Annotated in this window: 17 protein-coding genes; 12 read left to right on the forward strand and 5 right to left on the reverse strand. The window is 74.1% G+C overall.

Annotated features, from left to right (window positions below; all coding sequences use genetic code 11):
- Nucleotides 1-14: 14 nt before the first annotated feature.
- Nucleotides 15-593 (forward strand): DnaJ family domain-containing protein, encoded by a 579-nt coding sequence (locus RM445_RS21340; RefSeq protein WP_311558581.1) that lies wholly within the window; start codon nt 15-17, stop codon nt 591-593.
- A gap of 7 nt (nt 594-600) precedes the next feature.
- Here the strand turns inward: RM445_RS21340 and RM445_RS21345 are convergent, their stop codons facing one another.
- A complete protein-coding gene (locus tag RM445_RS21345; RefSeq protein WP_311558582.1) occupies nt 601-1812 on the reverse strand; it encodes a saccharopine dehydrogenase family protein in 1212 nt (403 codons plus the stop codon).
- 95 nt (nt 1813-1907) lie between these two features.
- On the opposite strand from RM445_RS21345, the gene RM445_RS21350 reads away from it, so the two are divergent.
- Genes RM445_RS21350 through RM445_RS21375 form a run of 6 tightly spaced genes read left to right on the forward strand, consistent with a single transcriptional unit; the run spans nt 1908 to nt 11252 of the window.
- Nucleotides 1908-3458: an APC family permease gene (locus tag RM445_RS21350; RefSeq protein WP_311558583.1), complete on the forward strand. Its 1551-nt coding sequence runs from the start codon at nt 1908-1910 to the stop codon at nt 3456-3458.
- Nucleotides 3455-3883 (forward strand): universal stress protein, encoded by a 429-nt coding sequence (locus RM445_RS21355; protein ID WP_311558584.1) that lies wholly within the window; start codon nt 3455-3457, stop codon nt 3881-3883. The genes RM445_RS21350 and RM445_RS21355 overlap by 4 nt, the downstream gene beginning before the upstream one ends.
- A gap of 26 nt (nt 3884-3909) precedes the next feature.
- Nucleotides 3910-4800: an ABC transporter ATP-binding protein gene (locus RM445_RS21360; protein ID WP_311558585.1), complete on the forward strand. Its 891-nt coding sequence runs from the start codon at nt 3910-3912 to the stop codon at nt 4798-4800.
- Nucleotides 4797-6491, forward strand: a complete 1695-nt coding sequence (locus RM445_RS21365) for a sensor histidine kinase (protein WP_311558586.1) — start codon at nt 4797-4799, stop codon at nt 6489-6491. The genes RM445_RS21360 and RM445_RS21365 overlap by 4 nt, the downstream gene beginning before the upstream one ends.
- A gap of 5 nt (nt 6492-6496) precedes the next feature.
- Nucleotides 6497-8866 carry an FtsX-like permease family protein gene (locus tag RM445_RS21370; RefSeq protein WP_311558587.1) on the forward strand — a complete coding sequence of 790 codons (2370 nt, stop codon included), beginning with the start codon at nt 6497-6499 and terminating at the stop codon, nt 8864-8866.
- Nucleotide 8867: 1 nt separating this feature from the next.
- On the forward strand, nt 8868-11252 hold the full coding sequence (locus RM445_RS21375) for an FtsX-like permease family protein (RefSeq protein ID WP_311558588.1): 2385 nt from the start codon (nt 8868-8870) through the stop codon (nt 11250-11252).
- A gap of 165 nt (nt 11253-11417) precedes the next feature.
- Here the strand turns inward: RM445_RS21375 and RM445_RS21380 are convergent, their stop codons facing one another.
- Together RM445_RS21380 and RM445_RS21385 are read right to left on the reverse strand one after the other, a co-directional pair.
- A complete protein-coding gene (locus tag RM445_RS21380; RefSeq protein WP_311558589.1) occupies nt 11418-12818 on the reverse strand; it encodes a selenium-binding protein SBP56-related protein in 1401 nt (466 codons plus the stop codon).
- 128 nt (nt 12819-12946) lie between these two features.
- Complete coding sequence (locus tag RM445_RS21385; protein WP_311558590.1) at nt 12947-13258, reverse strand: hypothetical protein; 312 nt, start codon at nt 13256-13258, stop codon at nt 12947-12949.
- 245 nt (nt 13259-13503) lie between these two features.
- Between RM445_RS21385 and RM445_RS21390 the strand changes: the two genes are divergently transcribed.
- On the forward strand, nt 13504-13770 hold the full coding sequence (locus RM445_RS21390; protein WP_311558591.1) for a hypothetical protein: 267 nt from the start codon (nt 13504-13506) through the stop codon (nt 13768-13770).
- A 216-nt stretch (nt 13771-13986) separates the two neighbouring features.
- On the opposite strand, the gene RM445_RS21395 is transcribed toward RM445_RS21390, so the two are convergent.
- Nucleotides 13987-14646, reverse strand: a complete 660-nt coding sequence (locus tag RM445_RS21395) for a response regulator transcription factor (protein ID WP_311558592.1) — start codon at nt 14644-14646, stop codon at nt 13987-13989.
- Nucleotides 14647-14697: 51 nt separating this feature from the next.
- Between RM445_RS21395 and RM445_RS21400 the strand changes: the two genes are divergently transcribed.
- Both RM445_RS21400 and RM445_RS21405 read left to right on the forward strand, forming a co-directional pair.
- On the forward strand, nt 14698-15993 hold the full coding sequence (locus RM445_RS21400; protein ID WP_311558593.1) for a competence/damage-inducible protein A: 1296 nt from the start codon (nt 14698-14700) through the stop codon (nt 15991-15993).
- A gap of 146 nt (nt 15994-16139) precedes the next feature.
- Nucleotides 16140-17315, forward strand: coding sequence for an FIST signal transduction protein (locus tag RM445_RS21405; protein ID WP_311558594.1), 1176 nt, complete (start codon nt 16140-16142; stop codon nt 17313-17315).
- Here the strand turns inward: RM445_RS21405 and RM445_RS21410 are convergent.
- Complete coding sequence (locus RM445_RS21410; protein ID WP_311558595.1) at nt 17312-18442, reverse strand: epoxide hydrolase family protein; 1131 nt, start codon at nt 18440-18442, stop codon at nt 17312-17314. The two genes, RM445_RS21405 and RM445_RS21410, sit on opposite strands and share 4 nt — an antisense overlap.
- Nucleotides 18443-18583: 141 nt before the next feature.
- Here RM445_RS21410 and RM445_RS21415 point away from each other — a divergent pair, with 141 nt between their 5' ends.
- Nucleotides 18584-19063, forward strand: a complete 480-nt coding sequence (locus tag RM445_RS21415) for a GtrA family protein (RefSeq protein ID WP_311558596.1) — start codon at nt 18584-18586, stop codon at nt 19061-19063.
- A 9-nt stretch (nt 19064-19072) separates the two neighbouring features.
- Entirely contained in the window at nt 19073-20074 is a 1002-nt protein-coding gene (locus tag RM445_RS21420; RefSeq protein ID WP_311558597.1) for a glutathione S-transferase family protein, read from the forward strand.
- The last annotated feature ends 116 nt before the right edge of the window (nt 20075-20190 follow it).

A 20190-nucleotide genomic window follows, 5' to 3' on the forward strand; every position in this document is an offset into this window, starting at 1 on the left:
CGGATACTGGAGGCATGGAGGAGGCACGCCGCCGTCGGTGGTACGCGGACGGCTACTGTGACCGATCCGACCACGACGCGTCCGCCCCGCACTCCGTGCGAGGCGGCCGCCCCGCGTCGGATCAAACCGGGCACGAGACGCTCGTCGAACGGCAGATCCGCCTGGCCCACGAGCGCGGCGACTTCGACGACCTGCCGGGCAAGGGCAAACCACTCCCCGGCCTCGACGGGCCGGACGACGAGGACTGGTGGGTCAAGGGTTACCTGCGCCGGGAGGGGCTCTCGTCCGAGCCCCTGCTGCCCACCCCGCTGCAGCTGCGGCGGGAGATCGAGCGGCTGCCCGACACCCTGTCGGGCCTGCCGGACGAGCAGGCCGTGCGCGGGGTCGTCCGCGAGCTCAACCGGCGGATCGCGGAGTGGGTGCGCGCGCCGGTCGGGCCTGCGGTACCGGTGGGGCCGGTGGACGTCGACGCCGTCGTGGCCCGCTGGCACGCGGACCGCGCCGCCGTAGCGGACCGGCGGGCCGCCGAGCGCCGTGCCGCGGACGCCGCCGCCCGCGCCGACCGTCCCCGGCGCCGCTGGTGGCGGTGGTGAGGTCCGCTCAGCCGCCCTCGCGCATCTCCCACGGCGAGCCGTACTCCGTGAGCAGATCCAGGAACGGCACCGCGTCGAACGCCTCCGGGCCCAGCACGCCCGTCCCCGACCACGCGCCCGTCGCCAGCAGCTCCAGCGCGACGACGGGGTTGATCGCCGTCTGCCACACCACCGCCTGGCAGCCGTACTCGCGCATCGACCACGCGTTGTCGACCACGTGGTAGAGGTAGACCTCCCGCGGCTCGCCGTCCTTCCCGACGCCGCGCGCCCACAGCCCGGCGCAGGTCTTGCCGGTCATCGCCGCGCCGAGCGTCGCGGGGTCGGGCAGGCAGGCCGCCACCACCTCGCGCGGTGACACCCACGCGTCGCCGACCCGCACCGGCACCGTCGACGACAGCCCCAGCTGGTGCAGCGTCCGCAGCGTCGCGATCACCGACGAGCCGAGCCCGTACTTGAAGGTCACCCGCTCGCGCACGTCCACCCACCGCGGCATCAGGAGCACCTCCTCGTGCTCGACGTTGACGCACTCCAGCGGGCCGATGCCGGCCGGGAAGTCGAACACCTCGGGCTCGCTGAACGGCGGCGTCGTGAACCAGCCGCGCTCGCGCTCCCACACCACCGGCGGGTTGAGGCACTCCTCGATGAGCGTCCAGATCGAGAACGGCGGCGCGAACTCGTGGCCCTCCACCTGCAGGTCCGCACCGTCGCGCACGCCCAGCTCGTCGATCCGGGAGAACAGGTGGTCCGCGGCGTAGCGGGCGAAGACGTCCGACAGCCCCGGTTCGACGCCGATGCCGACCAGCGCGAGCCCACCGGCCTCGCGCCACGCCGCCTCCAGCGCGAACTGCTCGTGGCCGAGCATGACGCCGGTCCGCTCGTGGGGCGTCTCGGGGTGCGGCGCCGACAGCGACATCGCCATGTCGAGGTAGGTCGCACCGCCGGCCAGCGCCGCGCGGAACAGCGGCATGACGAACCGCGGGTCGGTCGCGTTGAGCAGCGCGGTGGCGCCGTGGGCCGCCAGCGCCTCCTGGACGGCGATCTCGTCGGTCGCGTCGAGCTTCACGGCGACGAGCCGCGGGTCGCTCACCCGGTCCACCACGGCCTCGGCGCGGGAGAGGTCGTAGTCGGCCACGACCAGGCATTCGACGAAGTCACGTCGGGCGGCGATGGCCGCAGCCGCGCCACCCACACCACCGGCACCCACAAGGAGTATGCGCACTGGTCACTCCGGGTCACGAGTTCGGCATACGGACTACCAGAACGTAACCTGCGCGCGCCTTGTGGGTGAATGGTCAGGCTGGGATAAAGATCCCCATGACGAGTGTGGACCCTTCGGTTCCCGCGGAACGCGCCCCCGAGGCGGAGCTCAAGCACGGCGCCATCTCGTTCCTCGACGCGTTGGTGATCGGCCTGGCGTCCACCTCGCCCGCGTATTCGCTGGCGGCCATCATCGGCCCGGTGGTCGCGCTCGTCGGCGTCTACGCACCGGGCGTGCTGCTGGCGTCGTTCGTGCCGATGCTGATGATCGCGTCGGCCTTCTACTACCTCAACAAGGCCGACCAGGACTGCGGCACGACGTTCTCCTGGGTCACCCGCGCGATGGGGCCCTGGGTGGGCTGGATCGGCGGCTGGGCGATCGCGATGACCGGCGTGCTGGTCACCGGCTCGCTCGCCGACACGGCCGTCCGGTTCGGCCTGCTGGCGTTCGGGCTCGACGACGCGGCGTCCAACAACGCCATCGTGATCCCGCTGGTCGTGGTCGTCGTCCTGGCGATGACCGCGCTCTGCGTGATCGGCACCGAGGTGTCGGCGCGCTTCCAGAACATGCTGATCCTCGCCCAGGTGGCGTCGCTGCTGGTGTTCGCCGGGGTGGCGCTCGGTCGGGCGCTCACCGGCGACAGCCCGCTCGAGCCGCTCACGCCGTCGATCACGTGGCTCAATCCTTTCGCCGAGGGCGGCGCGGCACTCACTGCAGGGCTGCTGCTCGGCGTGTTCGCCTACTGGGGGTGGGAGTCGGCGGTCAACCTCACCGAGGAGACCACCGACTCCGAGTCGACCCCCGGCCGGGCAGCGATCGTCTCCACGGTCGTGCTGCTGGTGACCTACATCGCGGTGGCCTACGCCGTGGTCGCGTTCGCCGGCACGGCGTTCCTCGCCGAGAACGAGGGCGAGGCGGAGCTGATCTTCGCCCTGCTCGGCGAGCAGGTGCTCGGTGGCTGGGACTGGGTGCTGCTGGTCTCGGTGGCCACGGCCGCGCTCGCGTCCACCCAGACCACGATCATCCCCGCGTCGCGGACCGGCCTGTCGATGGCGCGCCGCGCGGCGCTGCCCCGCCGGCTGGCCCACATCCACCCGCGGTTCCGCACCCCGGACGTCTCGACCTGGCTGGTCGCGGCCATCGCCATCAGCTGGTACGTCCTGATCAACCTGATCAGTGAGAACGCCCTGCTCGACTCGCTCACCGCGCTCTCGCTGCTGATCGCCTTCTACTACTCGCTCACCGGCATCGCCTGCGCGGTCTACTACCGCCGCCAATTGCGGCGCAGCGTGAAGAACCTGCTGCTCATCGGCATCGGCCCGCTCGCAGGTTCGGCCCTGTTGATCTTCCTGCTGATCCGTTCGGCGATCGACCTCAACGATCCGGAGGCCTCGTCCACCGGCGTGGCCTGGTTCGGCCTCGGGCCGCCGCTGGTGATCGGCGTGGCGATCTTCCTCGTCGGCGTGGCGTTCATGATCTTCTGGCGGATCCGGCACCGCGAGTTCTGGCGGGAACGGCCGGGGGTGGCCCCCGACCCGGTGACGGGCGATCCGGCGCCCGGCGACCCGGCCACCGGTGGCCCGCAGAGTGTGGGGGTTGAGCGATGACCGGCAAGAGTGTCGTGCTGGGACTGGACCGGTCGCCCGGCGCGGATCGGGCCCTGGCCCTCGCCGTGCGGCTCGCCGCCAGCCTGGACGTGCCGCTCGTGCTCGTGCACGGCGTGGCCCCACCCGGCGGTGTCGGGGAGGAGGCCGGCGAGGCGCGGGAGGCGATCGAGGAGTTCGACGATGCCGTGTCCGGCCCCGCCGTCGCGGCCGCCGAGGCGGCCGGGGTGCGCACGGTGGTGCAGGTCGTCGACGACCGGCCCGCCCCGGCGCTGGTCGCGGCCGCGGACCAGCACGACGCCGAGGTGATCGTCGTCGGCATCTGGAACGAGAGCCCGCTGCGCGGGTTGCTGCTCGGATCGGTCGCCCACAAGCTGCTGCAGCTGTCGGACCGCCCGGTGGTCTGTGTACCGGGCGGCGGTTCCTGACGGGGTTCCGGCCTACGCTGACCCCCGTGGTCGACCACCCGCCGCCCGACCCCGGCGTGCCCCACCTCGTCGTCCGCGGTCTGCGCAAGACCTACGGCGCGCCGCCGGTCCGCGCGCTGCGCGGCGCCGACCTCACGGTGCGGGCCGGCGAGTTCGTGGCGCTGATGGGGCCGTCGGGCAGCGGCAAGTCGACGCTGCTGCACCTCGTCGCCGGGCTGGACCGGGCGGACGAGGGCACGGTCGCGCTCGCCGGGGTGCGCACCGAGGAGCTCAACAGCACGAAGCTCGCCCGGCTGCGCCGGCGCCACGTCGGGCTGGTGTTCCAGTTCTTCCACCTCATCGAGCACCTCTCGGCCCTGGAGAACGTGGCGCTCGCCGCGCTCATCGCCGGGTGCCGGCCGACCGAGGCCACGGCCCGCGCCCGCGACCTGCTCGACACGCTCGGCCTGCTGGACCGCGCCGCGGAACGGCCCGGGGCCCTGTCCGGGGGGCAGCGCCAGCGCGTGGCCATCGCGCGGGCGCTGGCGAACCAGCCCACGCTGCTGCTCGCCGACGAGCCCACCGGAGCGCTGGACTCCGCGGGTGCGGCCGAGGTGCTCGACCTGTTCCGGCGGCTGCACGCCGCCGGCCAGACCATCCTCATGGTCACGCACAACCGCGAGGTCGCCGCGGGCGCGGAGCGGGTCGTGCGGATGCGCGACGGCTGTGTGGTCGACAGCGTGGTCGACAGCGGGAAAGACAGCGTGGTCGACGGGGAGAGCGACGACGCGGGGGAGCCGGTCGACCCGCTGGTGGCCCCGTCGGGTCCGCTGTGGGTGGACGCGCTGACGGGGCGTCGCACCCGGCTGCGCCCCCGGACCGACGCCGGGGATGCCGACCCCGGTGGCGCACAGCGCTACGTCGGGTCCGGGCCATGAGCGTCGTGAACGACCGTCCTGGCCGCCGGGCCCGCCTGGCCCTCTTCGTCGCGGGACTGCTCGTCGCCGTCACGGTCGGCGTGCTCGGCGCCGCCGTCGAGTTCCTCGGTGCCGCGCTCGCACCGGGTGCGGTCGCGGTACTCGCGGGCCTCGCCGTGCTGGCCGGGCTCGCCGCCGGGGCGAGCGCGCGGGCCCGCAGGTCGAGCATCGGGGTGCTGGTCGCCACCGCGTCGGTGGCGGCGGTCGGTGCGTCGGTGCTGCTCGGGCTGGTCGCGCTGCTGCTCCTGCTCGGCAGGCTCCCGGCCGGTGCCGAGCGCCGGGTCGTCGGGCCCGCGGCGGCCGCGATCGTCATCGCCGCGGCGTGCGCCGGACCGTTCGCACGCCGGGCGGCCCGGCGGACCCGCGCCGCGATGCACGCCGTCCGCCGCTCCCCGGACGAGCTGCTCGCCGACTTCGCCGAGAACGCCGGCCGGGGCAGCCCGGTCGACGACCTGCTGCGCACTCTGGCCGAGTCGATGCGCCGCGACTGGCAGCTGTCCCGGGTGGAGGTCTGGACGGGTCTGGACGACCCGGCCGCGGCGTCGAACGCGGCATCGAACTCGCTGCTGGGCGGCCGGGCGGCGCCGGGGCTTCACCGCACGCTCGTCGTGCCGAGCGCGCTGGACCCCGACGCCGACCCCGTTCCGCCGCCGCTCGACCCCGCCGAGCTGGGCATGCTGCGCCGCGCGGGTGTGGCAGGGCCGGGGTGGCTGCGGCTGTGGGTGCCGCGGCTGCTCGACGGGCGCCAGCATGCCGACGAGCAGGCCGACCGGCAGTTGCGGTTCGCGCCTGCCCTGCAGGGCGACAGCGTCCTGGCGCTGGTCCTCATCGAGCGCCCGCCGGACGCGCTGCCGTTCAGCACGGCGGACGACCGGGCGCTGGCCGAGGTCGCCCGCCGGCTGGCGATCGTGCTGCGCAACCGCAGCCTGGACGAGGCGCTGCAGGCCACGCTCGCCGACCTGCGACAGGCGAACGTGGACCTGCAGGCCTCCCGCCGCCGGTTGGTCACCACTGCGGACGGCGAGCGCAAGCGGATCGAGCGCGACCTGCACGACGGCGCCCAGCAGCACCTCGTGGCGCTCGCGGTCGGCATCCGGCTGGTCCGCGACAGCCTCGCCACCGCGGCGTCACCCGCCGACCTCGAGCTGCTCGACGAGCTCGACCGCGGCGTCCGCGAGTCGATCGGATCGTTGCGCGACCTGGCCCACGGCATCTATCCGCCGTTGCTGCGCGACTCCGGGCTGGAGGAGGCGCTGCGAGCTGCGGCGAAGCGCAGCCCGCTGGCCGTCACGGTGTCGGCGACGGACCTGGGCCGCCATCCCGAGCAGGTGGAGGCCGCCATCTACTTCTGCTGCCTGGAGGCGCTGGCCAACGTCGGCAAGCACGCTCCCGGCGCGTCCGTGAGGATCACCCTGCAGGCCGTGCCGGGGGAGCTGCGGTTCGAGGTCGCCGACGACGGCCCCGGCTTCGACCCCGCGACCACCCCGGCCGGCGCGGGTCTGTCGAACATGGCCGACCGGATCGGGGCGCTGGGTGGTGAGGTGGCGTGGCGCGCGTCGCCGGGGCACGGCACCGTCGTCGTCGGCCGTACCCCGGTGCCCCGCAGGGCTCCCGTCCCGGCCGCCCGCCGGACCGTCCCGGTGGGTGACTGAGCCACGTGGCGGGCTCGATCAGCTCCTCGCTCGGCGCGGTGAGCCTGGTGGCGCGCGCCGAGCTGCGCACGCGGTGGCGCGGGCTGGTGGCGCTCGGGCTCATGTTGGGGCTGGTCGGCGGCGTCGTGCTGGGCACCGTGGCCGTCGCCGACCGGACCGTGACGGCCCACGCCCGGCTGGGAGCGGCGATCGGCGTCGCCGATGCGCAGGTCCTCCTGCCGGCCGCGCACGCGACGGTCTTCGAGAAGGTCCCGACGATGCCGGGGGTGACCGCGAGCTGGACGCCCGTCTCCTGGATCGCCCAGATCAACACCCCGGCCGTCCGGTTCGTCTCCCTCAGCGGCGGCCCCGACCACCCGCCCGGGCTCGCCGAGCCCGTCGTGATCGCGGGGCGGGCACCCCGGGCCGACGCTGCCGACGAGATCCTCGTGGGCGAGCCCGCCGCTGCGGACCTGGGCGTCCGCGTCGGCGACGAGGTGATCCTGCGGCTGCTGCTGGCCCAGGAGATCGCCCGGTTCTCCGAGGGGTTCGGACAGCCGGACGGAGGCTTCGCCCGGGTGCGGGTGGTCGGCATCGCCCGTGCCCCGACCTGGGCCGAGCCGGTGACGGACCTCGTCGTGACGCCGGCCTTCGCCCGTGCGCACGCGGCGGACGTCTCGGCCCGGGGCGTGTTCGTCCGGCTGCGGTCCACCGACCCGGTGTCCCGCGACGCCTTCACCGCGGCCCTGACCGCCGCCTACGCCGCCGACCCGTACACCTCCCCGCTGGACGGGCTGCTCCGTCCCGAGCCCGCGTTCCCGACCTCCGGCATCGACCCGACGGTGCGCGCCGCGCAGGTCGTCCTCCTCGTGGGGCTGGTCGTGTTCGGCGTGGTCGTGGGGCTGAGCGGCCTCCTGGTGGTCGCGCAGGGGTTGCTGCGGCACCACGGCAACCGCCGGCACGTCCAGCGCATCGAGCGCGCACTGGGGATGACCCTCGCCGAGCGCGCGGTGGCGCGGGTGCTGGCCGGTGCGGTCGGAGCCGCCACCGCGGGGGTGGCGGGCGCCGCGGTCGGGTTCGCCTCCGGGCTGGTGGGGCCGCTCGGCAGCCAGGCCCGCTTCGAACCGACGCCGGGGTTCCGGCCGCCGTGGGCCGTCGCCCTGGGTGGTGGGGCGGTCCTCGCGCTGCTGTTCATGGCGATGACGGCGGGGGCCGCGGCGGTCGTCGCACGCCCGCGCCGGGCCGTCCCCCCGCTCCCGTCGGGCGGCCACGCCCCGCTCGGCCGCTGGCCGGCGGTGCTGGCGGGGATCGGGCTGGCGTGGCGCGGTCCCCGGTCCGCGGGTGGCGTCCGGACCACGGCGACCGTGGTCGGGCTCGGGCTGGCGGTGGTGGCGATCGTCACGACGGTGACGTTCCAGGCGAGCCTGCAACGGCTCGTCGACACCCCCGGGCGCTACGGCCTGACGAGTGATCTCACGATCGTCGACGCCCGTGAGCCCGACGTCGCCGAGCTCGTCGCGGACCGCCGGGTCGCCGCGCTGGACGTCGTGACCACCGTCCCGGTGACCTTCGGCGACGACGCGGGGCCGCTGCAACTGCTGTCGGTGGAGCACCGGAAGGGGCAGATGCCGGTCGAGACCGTCGCCGGCCGCCCCGCCGCGCGCCTCGGCGAGATCGCGGTGCAGCCGCGCACCGCGGACCGGCTCGGGATCGGCGTGGGCGACACCGTGCCCGTGCGGCCGGTCGCGGGGCCGCCGGTGCCGCTGCGCGTCACCGGGATCGTCGTGTCCCGCGGCGACGCCGACGACCCGCTCGGCGAGGGCGGTGTCGTCGTCCCCGGCCAACTGCGCGCACTCGCGACCGGCACCCAGCCGTTCGTCAACGCCTACCTCCTCGCCGCGCCGGACCGCGCCGACTTCCTGTTCCGCGAGCTCTCCTCGCGCTTGGAGGTGCACGGCACCCCGACCCCGCCGGAGATCCGCAACCTCGGCGACCTGCTGATGCTGCCGGAGGTGCTGGCGTTCGTGCTGGCCGCGGTGGGGGCCGCCGCCGTGGTGCACGTGCTGCTCGCGACCGGCCGTCGGCACGGGCGCGACCTGGCCGTGCTCACCGCGCTCGGGGCGACGCCCGGGCAGGTGCGGGCGACGCTGGCGGTGGCGGCGCTGGCCACGGTGCTGCCCGCCGTGGTCGTCGGTGTGCCCGTCGGCCTCGGGGTGGCCCGGGTCGTGTGGTGGGAGGTCGCGACGTCGACCGGGGTCGGCGGCGACGTCGCCGTCCCGGTGGCACTGCTGCTCATGATCGGGCCCGGTCTCGTCGCCGGATCGCTGCTGGCGGCCGCGATCCCGGCCGCCCGGGCCGTGCGCACGCCGCCCGCGGCCGTGCTGGCGGCGGAGTAGCGTGTCCCCCGACCCGACGAGACGCGACACCACGACACCTGCCGGGTTCGCGTGGGCGGCCGTGCGGCTGACGGCCCGGGCCGAGCTGCGCCACCGCTGGCGAGGCCTGGTGGGCCTGGGGCTGCTGCTCGGGCTGGTCGGCGGGGTCGTGCTGGCGTCGGCGGCCGTCGCGGTGCGCACCGCCACCGCCTACCCGCGGCTGGTGGCCGCCGTGGGTCTGGACGACGCCCGGGTGCTGGTGCCCGTAGCGCGGCCCGCCGTGGCCGAGGCGTTCCCGACGCTGCCGGGCGTCGTCGAGAGCTGGGTGGCCGACACGTGGATCGCGCAGGTCGACGGACCGGCTGTGCGCTACGTCTCGATCGTCGGCGGTGCGGATCGACCGGCCGATCTGATCCATCCCGTCGTCGTCGCCGGTCGCGCCCCGCGCGACGACGACCCGTCCGAGGTGCTGGTGTCCGAGCCCACGGCGGCCGACCTGCGCCTGGCCCCGGGCGACACGATGACGGTGCACCTGCTCGTGCCCGAGGAGATCGGCCGGTTCGACGTCGGGTTCGGCGTGCCGGACGGGGCGACGCTGCGGCTGCGCGTCGCCGGAATCGCCCGTGCTACGGCCTGGGGCGGCCCGCTGAGCGGCGTGATCGCGACACCGGCCTTCGCCCGCGCACATCCTGCGGAGGTGGCAGCGTTCGCCGGCTTCGCCCGCCTCGCCGACGCCGGCCCCGTCGCGCGCCGGGCGTTCGCCGACGCCGTCGCGGCAGTGCACGCCGCCGGTGGCCGACCCGTGGGGCCGGCTGCGTACGTGCGGCCCGAGCCGTCGTTCCCGACGTCCGAGGTCGACGCCTCGGTCGTCACCGCCCGACGGGTCCTGGTCGGCGGGCTCGCGATCTTCGCCGCGGTGCTCGGGCTGGGCGGCTTCCTGGTCGTCGGTCAGGGGCTGGTCCGGCACCACGCGGTGAGCCCGGAGAACCAGGAGATCGAGCGCGCGCTGGGCATGACCCGACGCGAGCGGACGGCGGCCCGGGTCGCCGCGGGATTGGTCGGTGCGGTCGTCGCCGGACTGGTCGGCGGACTGATCGCACTGTCGGCGGGCCTGCTGGAACCGCTGGGCAGCCTGGCCCGGTTCGAGCCGGCACCGGGCTTCCGCCCGCCGTGGGGGATCGCCGTGCTCGGCGGGTGCGGCCTCGCCGTCGCGTTCGTCGCGACGACGGCCGGTGCGGCTCTGGCGGCGGTGCGCCGGTGGCGCAGACCGGCCTCCTCGCCGACCGGCAGGTTCGGGACCCGGATCGGGCGACGGCCGGTGCTGCTCGCCGGACTGGGGCTGGCGTGGCGCGGTGGCGGGCTCCGGCTGGCGCTCACCGTGACCGGCGTGGCCATCTCGATCGCCGGCGTCATCGTCGCCGTCGCCTTCGGTGCCAGCCTCCAGCGGCTCGTCGACACCCCGGCCCGGTACGGGTCCGCCGCGGACCTGTCGATCGCCGACGCCCGGGAGCCCGACGTCGCGGCCCTCACCACGGATCCCCGTGTGGCCGCGCTCGACCTGGTCCACAGCGTGTCGGTGGCGATGGGGGCCGACGGGATCCCGCGGACGGTGGTCGCCGTCGAGCACCGCAAGGGCAGCCTGCCCATCGAGGTGGTGACCGGGTCGCTGCCGAACGGCCGCAGCGAGATCGCGCTCGGCCCGCGGACCGCGAGCCGCCTGGACGCGGGGGTCGGCGACTTCGTGACGGTCGCACCCAGCGGTGCCGCGCCGGTGGTCCTGCTCGTGACCGGCATCGTCGTGGTGCAGGCCGACACCCAGAACGCGTTCGGCGAGGTCGGGCTGGTCACCGGGCTGCAGTTGCAGGATCTGGCGGCAGGCGGTGCCGCCGTCACGGCCGAGGTCCTTGCCGCGCCGGGGCAGGCCGGGCCGCTTCTGCGCGAGCTGTCGTCGCGGCTGGAGGTCTATCCGTCGGGGGTCCCCGACGAGGTCCGCAACCTCACCGAGCTGCTCTTCCTCCCGCGGCTCCTCGCCGTCGTGCTGACCCTGGTCGCCGGGATCGGCCTGGTGCACTCCCTGCTCGCCGCGGGCCGCCGGCACCGGCACGACCTCGCGGTGCTGTCGGTCCTCGGCGCCACGCCGGGGCAGGTGCGCGACACGCTGGCCGTCGCGGCCGCCGGGACCGTGCTCCCGGCGCTGGTGGTCGGCGTCCCGCTCGGCCTGGGCCTGGCCCGGGTGCTGTGGTGGGAGACGGCAACCGGCGTGGGGGTGGGCGGCGACCTCGCGGTGCCGGTCGGTTTGCTCGTGGCGATCGGGCCTGCCGTGCTCGCGGCGGCGCTGCTGGCGTCGGCGGTGCCCGCGGTGCGGGCGGCGCGCACCCCGCCGGCGGCGGTGCTGGCGGGGGAGTAGCGCAGGTGCCGGGTGAGTGCAGCATGGTGGCTTTGCTGCACTCCGACCGCTGCAAAGCCACCATGCTGCGAACCCCGGGCTGCGAACCCCGGCTGCGAACCCCGGCTGCGAACCCCGGCTGCGAACCCCGGCTGCGAACCCCGGCCGCTCCCCGGACGCGACCGGCTACCGGTAGCAGTACGAGTCCGACGAGGCGTCGCCGCCCTGCAGCCGCACCTGGTGCGCCCGCAGACCGCGGAATTCCTCTCCGTGCGGGAAGAACCGCTCGTCGACGGTCAGCCCGCCCGCCGGATCTGCATCGATCTTCGCCATCCACGCGCCGACGCCGTGCGGGTAGAACTGGTCGTCCCACGACCCGTACAGCGAGTTCGTGATGTAGACGCGGCGGCCGTCGCGGCTCACCTCGACCATCTGCGGCCCGCCCGCCAGCCGCTCCTCCGGCGACGCCGGGTGCGCGACCCGCCCGACGATCCCGCCGAGGCGCACCGACCCCACCTCGCGCGGGTGCGCCGGGTCCGTCACGTCGAACTGCTTCAACTCCCCGGTACCCCAGCACGAGACGTAGAGCATGCTGTCGTCGACGGAGAGATTGATGTCGGTGACCAGCGGCGGCACGGCGCCGAAGGGCTTGAGCGCCGGCGGCAGCAGATCGGGGTCCGCGGGCTCGGCCGGGATCGTGATGACCTTGTCGGCCGTCCACGTGTCGCCGTCGCGGTGCCAGCGCCAGACCGACGCCGACAGGTCTTCGGTCGACACGACGACGCCGACGAAGCCCCAGGTCGCCTCGGGGTCGTGGCTCGGGCGGAGCTCCAGCACCATCTGGTGCTGGGCGCCGAGGTCGACCTCCTGCAGGTGCCTGCCCTCGGCGAGGTCCCAGAAGTGCAAGGAGTGGCCGTACTTCTGGCCCAGCAGCAGTTCGGGGACGATCCCGTCCTCGATCATCGACGGCGTGCCCCACTCGCTGGTCACGGCGACACCTCTGTTCAGGTGCCACCAGGCGTCGTAGGCCAGGTACTGCGGACCGCGGTCGGTCTCCCAGGCGCGCAGCACGTCGAACGTGGCGTGGTCGAGCAGCGCGATGCCGCCCGGCCCCTCGTTGCCGTCCGCCCCGCCCAGGCACGACAGGAAGATCCCGTCCGGCCCGCAGTGCAGCGTGTGCGGGCGGGAGTAGCCGGCGTTCGCGGCCAGCTCTTTCGCGTCGATCGTCTTGAGCAGGTGGGGGGAGCGGGGGTCGGGCTGGGTGTCGTAGACGTGGACGTTGCTGCTGCGCAGGCCGGGCAGCAGCAGGTAGCGCCGCTCCAGGCCGGTCATGTCGTGGCCCTCGTGCTTGAGCGCGCTGCTGCAGGCGTTCCAGCCGAAGTGGTGCAGCTCGTCGCCCAGGGTCGGCAGGTCCGCCCAGCCGACGATCTGGCCGTAGGTCGCCGAGTCCTCGTCCACGTCGATCACGGTGAGTGCGTCCGGCTTCTCCGCGGCGCGGTCGAAGGCGACGACGTAGGCCAGGTGCTCGCGTGGTGCGGCGGCGGCCTCGGCGGCGGAGCGGTAGAACGTGGGATCGGTGACGGTCATGGCCGCCACCGAATCACCCTCTGCCGAGGTAGACAAGATTCTGATCCACACTGCAGGACGCCCGCCGACCTGTCCGGTCAGCGGGAGTCCCGGGCATCACGTGCGCACACGTGATGCCCGGGTCGCACTCAGCGGTCCCAGTCCCTGTCGCCGCCGTGCCGGCGCTGCGGAGCACAGAAGCGGTTGTCACGCCACACGTGCTTGACATCCACCACGTGGCCCCGCCGGTTCCTGATCACACGATCCCAGTGGCCGCCCCGGTGGCGGTCGTCCCAGCGCCAGTCCCTGCCGAAGTGCGCGGGCTTGCAGTGCGGCCGCGCAGCCGTCACGGCGGCCGGTGCCGGTGCCGCCGACGCGACCGGCGCCGCCAGCACGGTCAGGCCGCCCAGCGCGGCGGTGGAGACGACGAGCATGGCGATCTTCCTCGGAACGGACGTCATCGACCTTCCCCTTTCGGTGATCCAGCACGGTCTTGCAGGGGAACGGTCGAGCGGGATCCGACAGTTGTTACTAGACGCTTTCGCGCAAGTACCCTAAGTTAGGTACTGGGGATGCATCAGTGCTGTTAGGCCGAGTGCGCACTCACGAATTGCGCTGCTTGGCGCAGTGACTCGCGAGACCGAGTAACAACACGGTCACCCTCAGCGAGTTCTCCCACATCTGTTCGCTTGCCACGGGAGTCTCGATGCCCCTGCAGTACCGCTCCTCGCCCGTCCAGACCGTCGCTCTCCCCGCAGTGGGCCGATGGCTGTCCGTCGCCGCCCGGGCGACGGCAGGGATCGCCCTGCTGGGAGCGCTCGCCGCGGTACTCGTCCCCGCGCACCCCGACCTGCTGGTCGTCTTCGCCTTCGCCGCCTCGTCACTGGCGTCGGCGTTGATGTCCCGGCACCTGGACGGCCGGAGTCTCCTTACCGGCGCCTCGCGCCGGCGCGCGAGCGCACGAGTTCGGTGACCTCCTGCTCGCGCCGTCGGTCACCGCGACGGATCAGCCTGCCCAGTGCCACCGCGAGCAGCAGGCCGACTGTGAGGGACGTGGCGACGTAGATCACCAGGATCTGGAGCAGCAGCGTCACGTTGGTGTGCTCGCACTGGTACGGGCGGCCGCTTCACGACTGCTCCGATTTCCGCAATTCTGACTACGCCCACTGCGCCCGTTCACGGGACCTCCTCAGCGGTTGTGTAAATACACCAGCACCGCGCTCACGCGCCGGTTGAGGTCGCGCTCCTCGCTCAACCCCAGCTTGCTGAAGATCGAGTTCGTGTGCTTCTCGATCGCCCGCTCGCTCAGCACCAGCGCCGCGGCGATGGACGCATTGCTCTTGCCCTGCGCCATCTCGCCCAGCACCTGCAGCTCGCGCGGGGTCAGCGCGTCGAGTTCCGAGGGCTTTGCCCGGTTCGCCGCCACCAGGCCCTCGATGACGGTCGGGTCGATCACCGAGCCGCCGTCCGCGACGCGACGGATCGCGTCGGTGAGTTCGTCGCCGTCGGCCACCCGCTCCTTGAGCAGGTAGCCACGGCGTGCCGTGCCGTCGGCGAGCAGCGTCAGCGCGTAGCTGGCCTCCGCGTACTGGCTCAGGAGCAGCACGCCGATCTCGGGATGCTTCGTGCGTAGCGTGGCCGCGATCGCGATGCCCTCGTCGGTGTTCGTGGGCGGCATGCGGATGTCGGTGACGACGACGTCCGGCGTCTGCGTCTCGATCAGGGCCGTCAGTGCAGGCAGGTCGGCGGCCGAACCCACCAGGTCGAGGTCAGGCGCCCCCTCGATCAGCCGTACGAGACCGTGCCGTAGCAGAGAGTTGTCCTCGGCCAGCACGACGCGGGTTCCCACGCGAGACAGGGTAGAGGGCCGCGTGGCCTGCGGGGATATACGGTCCAACACATGGACGAAGGTGGCGGACGGCAGACCCCGCACCGCCCGCGAGCGGCGGTGGTGCTGACCGGCAGCGAGTTGGTCACGGGGGTCATCGCCGACGCGAACGGACCGTGGCTGGCCCACGAGCTGACGGCGCTGGGCTTCGAGGTCGCGCAACTGCTCGTCGTCGGCGACCGGCCCGACGACCTCGCCGCCGCGCTGCGCCAGTGCGCCGACGCCGGGTGCGTGCTCGTCGTCACCAGCGGCGGTCTCGGGCCGACGGCGGACGACCTGACGGGCGAGGTCGTCGCCCGGTTCGCCGGGCTCGAGCTCGAGTTCGACGAGGCCCTGCGGGAGCGGATCGCCGAGATCGTCGCCCGGTTCCCGCGGATCGACCACGACCCGGACGCGCGTGACGCCGGGGTGCGCAAGCAGGCGCTGGTGCCGCGCGGGGCCGTCGTGCTGGATCCCGTCGGCACGGCGCCCGGCCTCGTGGTGTCACCCGACGGCGGCCCGCTCGTGGTCGTGCTGCCCGGGCCGCCGCGCGAGCTGACGGGCATGTGGCCGACCGCCCTGGCGAGCGGACCGATGAAGGTGCTCCTGGCGGACGTGCCGGCCGCGGCGGGGCGCCAGCTGCGCTACTACGGGCTGTCCGAGGCGGAGGTGGCGGCGACGCTGCGCGCCCTGGAGCTGGAGCGCGACCTGTCCCCGGTCGAGGTGACGACCTGCCTGCGCCGCTCGGAGCTGGAGGTCGACCTGCGGCCGCAGCCGGGCGGGGAAGACGCCGCGGAGTGGCTCGCCGCGGAGCTGGCCGCCCGGCACGCCGCGCTGCTGATCAGTGCGGACGGCACGAGCACCGACGAGCTGCTCGCGCGGGCGCTCCTCGGACGGGGTTGGACGGTCGCCACCGCCGAGTCGTGCACCGGCGGGCTGCTGGCCGGGCGGCTCGTCGACCGGCCGGGGTCGTCGGCGTACGTGCTCGGCGGCATCGTGTCGTACTCCAACGGGGCCAAGACGTCGTTGCTCGGCGTGCCCGCCGAGATGATCGACACGTACGGCGCGGTGTCCCCCGAGGTGGCCCGGGCGATGGCGGACGGCGCCCGCACCGCGCTCGGCGCCGACGTCGGCATCGGGATCACCGGTGTGGCCGGCCCCGAAGGCGGCACCCCGGCCAAGCCCGTCGGCTACGTCTGCCTGTGCGCGACGACGGCGTCGGGGGTCGTGGTCGCCCGCGACCGGCGGATCCCCGGGAACCGGGCGGACGTCCGCGACCGTTCGGTCGACGCCGGCATGCACCTGTTGTTGCGCGCTGTCACCGGTTGACCACGTCTCGCGGGACGCCTACCGCATGGTCGGCGCGCTGGGCGGGTGTCGTGCGGTTTCCTGTCTCCCGTGCCGGGTATGCACGCCCTGCGAGCGCCTGCAGCGCCCCGACGCCGGGTCCTCGCGCGAGGCGAGGGGGAGTGGGCGTGTCCGGTGATCCGACGGCGGGCCTGGTCCCGGCGGCCCCCGTCGTTCCGGACGTCGGCACGTGCCGGTTCGGCGACGGCCTCGCCATCGGCCCCGATCTGGAAGGCGCCGCCGAGGTCGCGCTGGCCCAGGCGCTGGCGCCGCTCGACGGCATCGCCCCGGACCTCCTGTGCGTCTTCGTCGCGGCCGGTGTTCCGGCCCGCATCGAGGCGGTCGAAGCCGCCGCTCGGCAGGTCATGAGCACCTGCGGCGCGCGCACGACGATCGGCGCCACCGCCGCGGGAGTGTGCGCGGACGGACGCGGGGTCGACCACGGACCGGCGGTCGCAGTCTGGGCGGCGACGCTGCCCGGCGCCCGTCTCCGGGCGTTCCGGCCGGACGCCCGCTCCATGCCCGCCGTGGACGGCGACGCCCGCGCCGCGGCCCTGTTCGTCGACCCGCACACGTTCCCGCTCACCGGGTTCCTGCCCCACACCGGCGCGCTGCCGGTGGTCGGCGGCCTGGCCAGTGCGCGCGGCGGCCCGGGATCGAACCGGCTGTTCCTCGACGGCGAGGTGCACGCGCACGGCGCCGTCGGGCTGCTGGTCGCCGGCGACGTCACCGTCGGCACGGCCGTGAGCCAGGGCTGCCGCCCGACCGGCCCGCCGATGACGGTGACCCGTGCCGAGCGCAACGTCCTCTACGAGCTGGCCGGGGCACCGGCACTGCAGCGGCTGTCCGAGGTGGTGAGCGCGCACCCGCTGGCCCGACGCCGCGCGACCGCCCGCGGGCTGCAGCTCGGCCTCGTCGTCGACGAGTACGTCGATGTGCACCCGCGCGACGCCTTCCTCGTCCGCGGGATCCTCGACGCCGACGAGGCCACCGGCGCGGTGGTCGTCGGCGACGTCGTGGAGGTCGGCCGGACGGTCCGCTTCCAGCTGCGCGACGCCGGGACGGCCGCGGAGGACCTCGCCCTGCTGCTGAGCGCGCCTGCGCAGGGGCCCCGCGGCGCGCTGCTGTTCTCGTGTGCGGAGCGGCGTGCCCTGCTCGGCAGCCCGGACCGCGACGTCCGCGCGGTGCGCGACCGGCTCGGCGGGGCGGCGGTCGCCGGCATGGTCGCGGCGGGGGAGATCGGGCCGGTCGGCGGGCGCAACCACCTGCACGGCCACAGCGCCGCCGTGCTGACGTTCGGCTAGCGCACCATCCGGAAGAACGCCCGGACCTCGTCGACGAACACCTCCGGCTGCTCCAGCGACGCGAAGTGTCCGCCCACAGCCGGCTCGGACCAGTAGCGCAGGTCGGTGAACCGCTGCTCCACCCAGTGCCGGGGGAAGCGGGTCATCTCGGCGGGGAACTGCGTGACGCCCGTCGGCACCTCGACGGGGTCCATGCGCCGGCGCCGGTAGCTCTCCCAGTACAGCCGGATCGACGACGTCCCGGTCGCGGGTAGCCAGTAGAGCATCACGTCGTCGAGCAGCCGGTCGCGCCGGATCGCATTCGCGGGGTCGCCCGCACACTCGCTCCAGTCCCAGAACTTCTCGACGATCCAGGTGCAGAGGGCGACGGGGGAGTCGACGAGCCCGTAGCCGAGGGTCTGCGGGCGGGTCGCCTGCTCGCGGGCGTAGCCCGTGCCGGCCTTCAGGAACGACTTGCGGGCCATCAGCGCCGCCCGCTCGGACTTGCTCAGCGGCTGGTCGTCGGGGTCCGGACGCAGCGCCATCGGCATCGTCAGGTGGATCCCGACGAGCGCCTCCGGTATCGCCGAGCCCAGCGCCGCGGTGACCATCGATCCCCAGTCGCCCCCCTGCGCGCCGTAGCGGTCGTAGTCGAGGCGGTCCATGAGCTGCGCCCAGGCCACGGCGATCCGCTCCACCCCCCAGCCGGCGTGCGTCGGCTTGCCGCTGAACCCGTAGCCGGGGAGCGACGGGATCACCAGGTGGAAGGCGTCGCGCGGGTCCGGGGGATCGGTCAGCGCGTCGACGACGTCGAGGAACTCCACGATCGAGCCGGGCCAGCCGTGGGTCAGCAGCAGCGGCAGCGCGTCGGCGTGGCGGGAGCGGACGTGCAGGAAGTGCACGTCGACGGCGTCGTCGCCACCGCCGTCCAGCGACGTGCGGAACTGCGGCAGCGCGTTGAGCTCGGCCTCGCACCGGCGCCAGCTGTAGCGGGTCCGCCAGTACTCGCACAGGTCGCGGGCGTAGTCGAGCGGCACACCCTGGGTCCAGCCGCCGACGGTCGCGGGATCGGGCCAGCGGGTGCGCGTGAGGCGGTCGCGCAGGTCGGCGAGGTCGGCCTCGGGCACCTCGATCCGGAACGGGCGCACGGCACTGATCTTAGGCGTGCTCGCGGGGCTCTCGGCGCGTGTGCAAGCGCACAGGCTCCTCACAGGTTCCGGACAGTGCGCACCTCAGTTCGCGCGGGAAAGTTGACGCATGACAACGAACGCGGGAAGGAGGGCCGGGGCATGACGACGCTGATGATGACGATGACGATCACGCAACCGGTGTTCCCGCGGCTTTCGCGACCGGACGCCCGGGTCGTCCGGCAGCTGGCGCGCTACGGCGTCGTCGGGGTACTCGGCACCGCGGTGTCGGCGCTGCTGTACCTGGTGTTCCGCACCTGGTGGGATGCGGTGCCGGCCAACCTGGCCGCGCTGGTGCTGAGCACGGTGGCGAGCACGGAGGCCAACCGGCGGTTCACGTTCCCGGGCATGGCGGCCGATCGCAGGCGCGAGTACGTGCAGAACGCGGGCACCGTCGCGTTCTACGCGGTGTACTCCTCGACGGTGCTCCTCGTCCTCGGCGCGGTCGTCACCGACCCCACCGCACTCCAGGAGTCGTCCGCCGTCGCGATGGCCAGCGTGCTGGGCGGCGTGGTGCGGTTCGTCGTGCTGCGCAACTGGGTCTTCGGCAGCCGGGCTGCCGTGCCCGGGTCGTCGACGTAGGTTGCGGTCATGGTGGCCATCTTGTCCACGAGCGAGTCCTTCGAGCGCAAGCCCGTCGCGCTGATGGAGCGCATCACCGCCGACGGCTCGTCGCCGTGGCCCGTCGAGGCCGGCCGCTACCGGCTCGTGGCGGCCAGGGCGTGCCCGTGGGCGAACCGCTCGGTGATCGTGCGTCGGTTGCTGGGCCTGGAACAGGCGATCTCGCTGGGCATCGCGGGACCGCTGCACGACGAGCGCAGCTGGCGCTTCCACAACGACCCCGACAACCGCGATCCCGTGCTGGGCATCGAGTGGCTGCGGGAGGCCTACGAGAAGGCCCAGCCCGGCTACGACGACGGCGTGACCGTCCCCACCATGGTCGAGGTCGCCACCGGCAAGGCCGTCACCAACAACTTCCAGCAGCTCACGCTCGACTTCTCGACGCAGTGGCGGGAGTTCCACCGCCCCGGCGCACCCGACCTCTACCCCGAGGCGCTCCGTGCCGAGATCGACGAGGCGATCGAGGGCGTCTACCACGACGTCAACAACGGGGTCTACAAGTGCGGGTTCGCCTCGAGCCAGGGGGCGTACGAGCGGGCCTACGACACGCTGTTCGCGCGGCTGGACGCGCTGTCGGAGCGGCTGGCGGGGCAGCGCTTCCTGGTCGGCGACACGATCACCGAGGCGGACGTGCGGCTGTGGGTGACGCTGGTCCGCTTCGACCCCGTCTACCACGGGCATTTCAAGTGCAACCGCCAGAAGCTCTCGGAGATGCCGGTGCTGTGGGCGTACGCCCGCGACCTGTTCCAGACCCCCGGTTTCGGCGACACGATCGACTTCGCGCAGATCAAGCAGCACTACTACGGCGTGCACCTCGGGATCAACCCGTCCGGGATCGTCCCCACGGGCCCCGACGTGTCCAACTGGCTCAGCGCGCACGGCCGCGAGGAGCTCGGCGGCCGCCCGTTCGGCGACGGCACCCCACCCGGACGGGTGGACGAGGCCGAGGCCGTCCCTCAGATCGGACCCTGACCTCCCAGGTTCCTCGGCCTCGTCCATCCGGTAGCCCCCGGAGTCGGAGCGCGTCCCGCCGCTCACCTGACCGCGTGCGTCGAGCCTCACGAGTCCGCGGGTCACCCGCCCCGGCG

Source organism: Pseudonocardia charpentierae, from assembly GCF_031845345.1.
In the GTDB taxonomy this organism is placed as follows: domain Bacteria; phylum Actinomycetota; class Actinomycetes; order Mycobacteriales; family Pseudonocardiaceae; genus Pseudonocardia; species Pseudonocardia charpentierae.

Excerpts from the sequence above, each read along its gene's own strand:
- RM445_RS21400 (WP_311558593.1), top strand. The coding sequence starts at position 14,698 with ATGGACGAAGGTGGCGGACGGCAGACCCCGCACCGCCCGCGAGCGGCG.
- RM445_RS21390 (WP_311558591.1), top strand. The coding sequence starts at position 13,504 with ATGCCCCTGCAGTACCGCTCCTCGCCCGTCCAGACCGTCGCTCTCCCC.
- RM445_RS21340 (WP_311558581.1), top strand. The coding sequence starts at position 15 with ATGGAGGAGGCACGCCGCCGTCGGTGGTACGCGGACGGCTACTGTGAC.
- RM445_RS21420 (WP_311558597.1), top strand. The coding sequence starts at position 19,073 with ATGGTGGCCATCTTGTCCACGAGCGAGTCCTTCGAGCGCAAGCCCGTC.
- RM445_RS21365 (WP_311558586.1), top strand. The coding sequence starts at position 4,797 with ATGAGCGTCGTGAACGACCGTCCTGGCCGCCGGGCCCGCCTGGCCCTC.
- RM445_RS21355 (WP_311558584.1), top strand. The coding sequence starts at position 3,455 with ATGACCGGCAAGAGTGTCGTGCTGGGACTGGACCGGTCGCCCGGCGCG.
- RM445_RS21385 (WP_311558590.1), bottom strand. The coding sequence starts at position 13,258 with ATGACGTCCGTTCCGAGGAAGATCGCCATGCTCGTCGTCTCCACCGCC.
- RM445_RS21415 (WP_311558596.1), top strand. The coding sequence starts at position 18,584 with ATGACGACGCTGATGATGACGATGACGATCACGCAACCGGTGTTCCCG.
- RM445_RS21350 (WP_311558583.1), top strand. The coding sequence starts at position 1,908 with ATGACGAGTGTGGACCCTTCGGTTCCCGCGGAACGCGCCCCCGAGGCG.
- RM445_RS21380 (WP_311558589.1), bottom strand. The coding sequence starts at position 12,818 with ATGACCGTCACCGATCCCACGTTCTACCGCTCCGCCGCCGAGGCCGCC.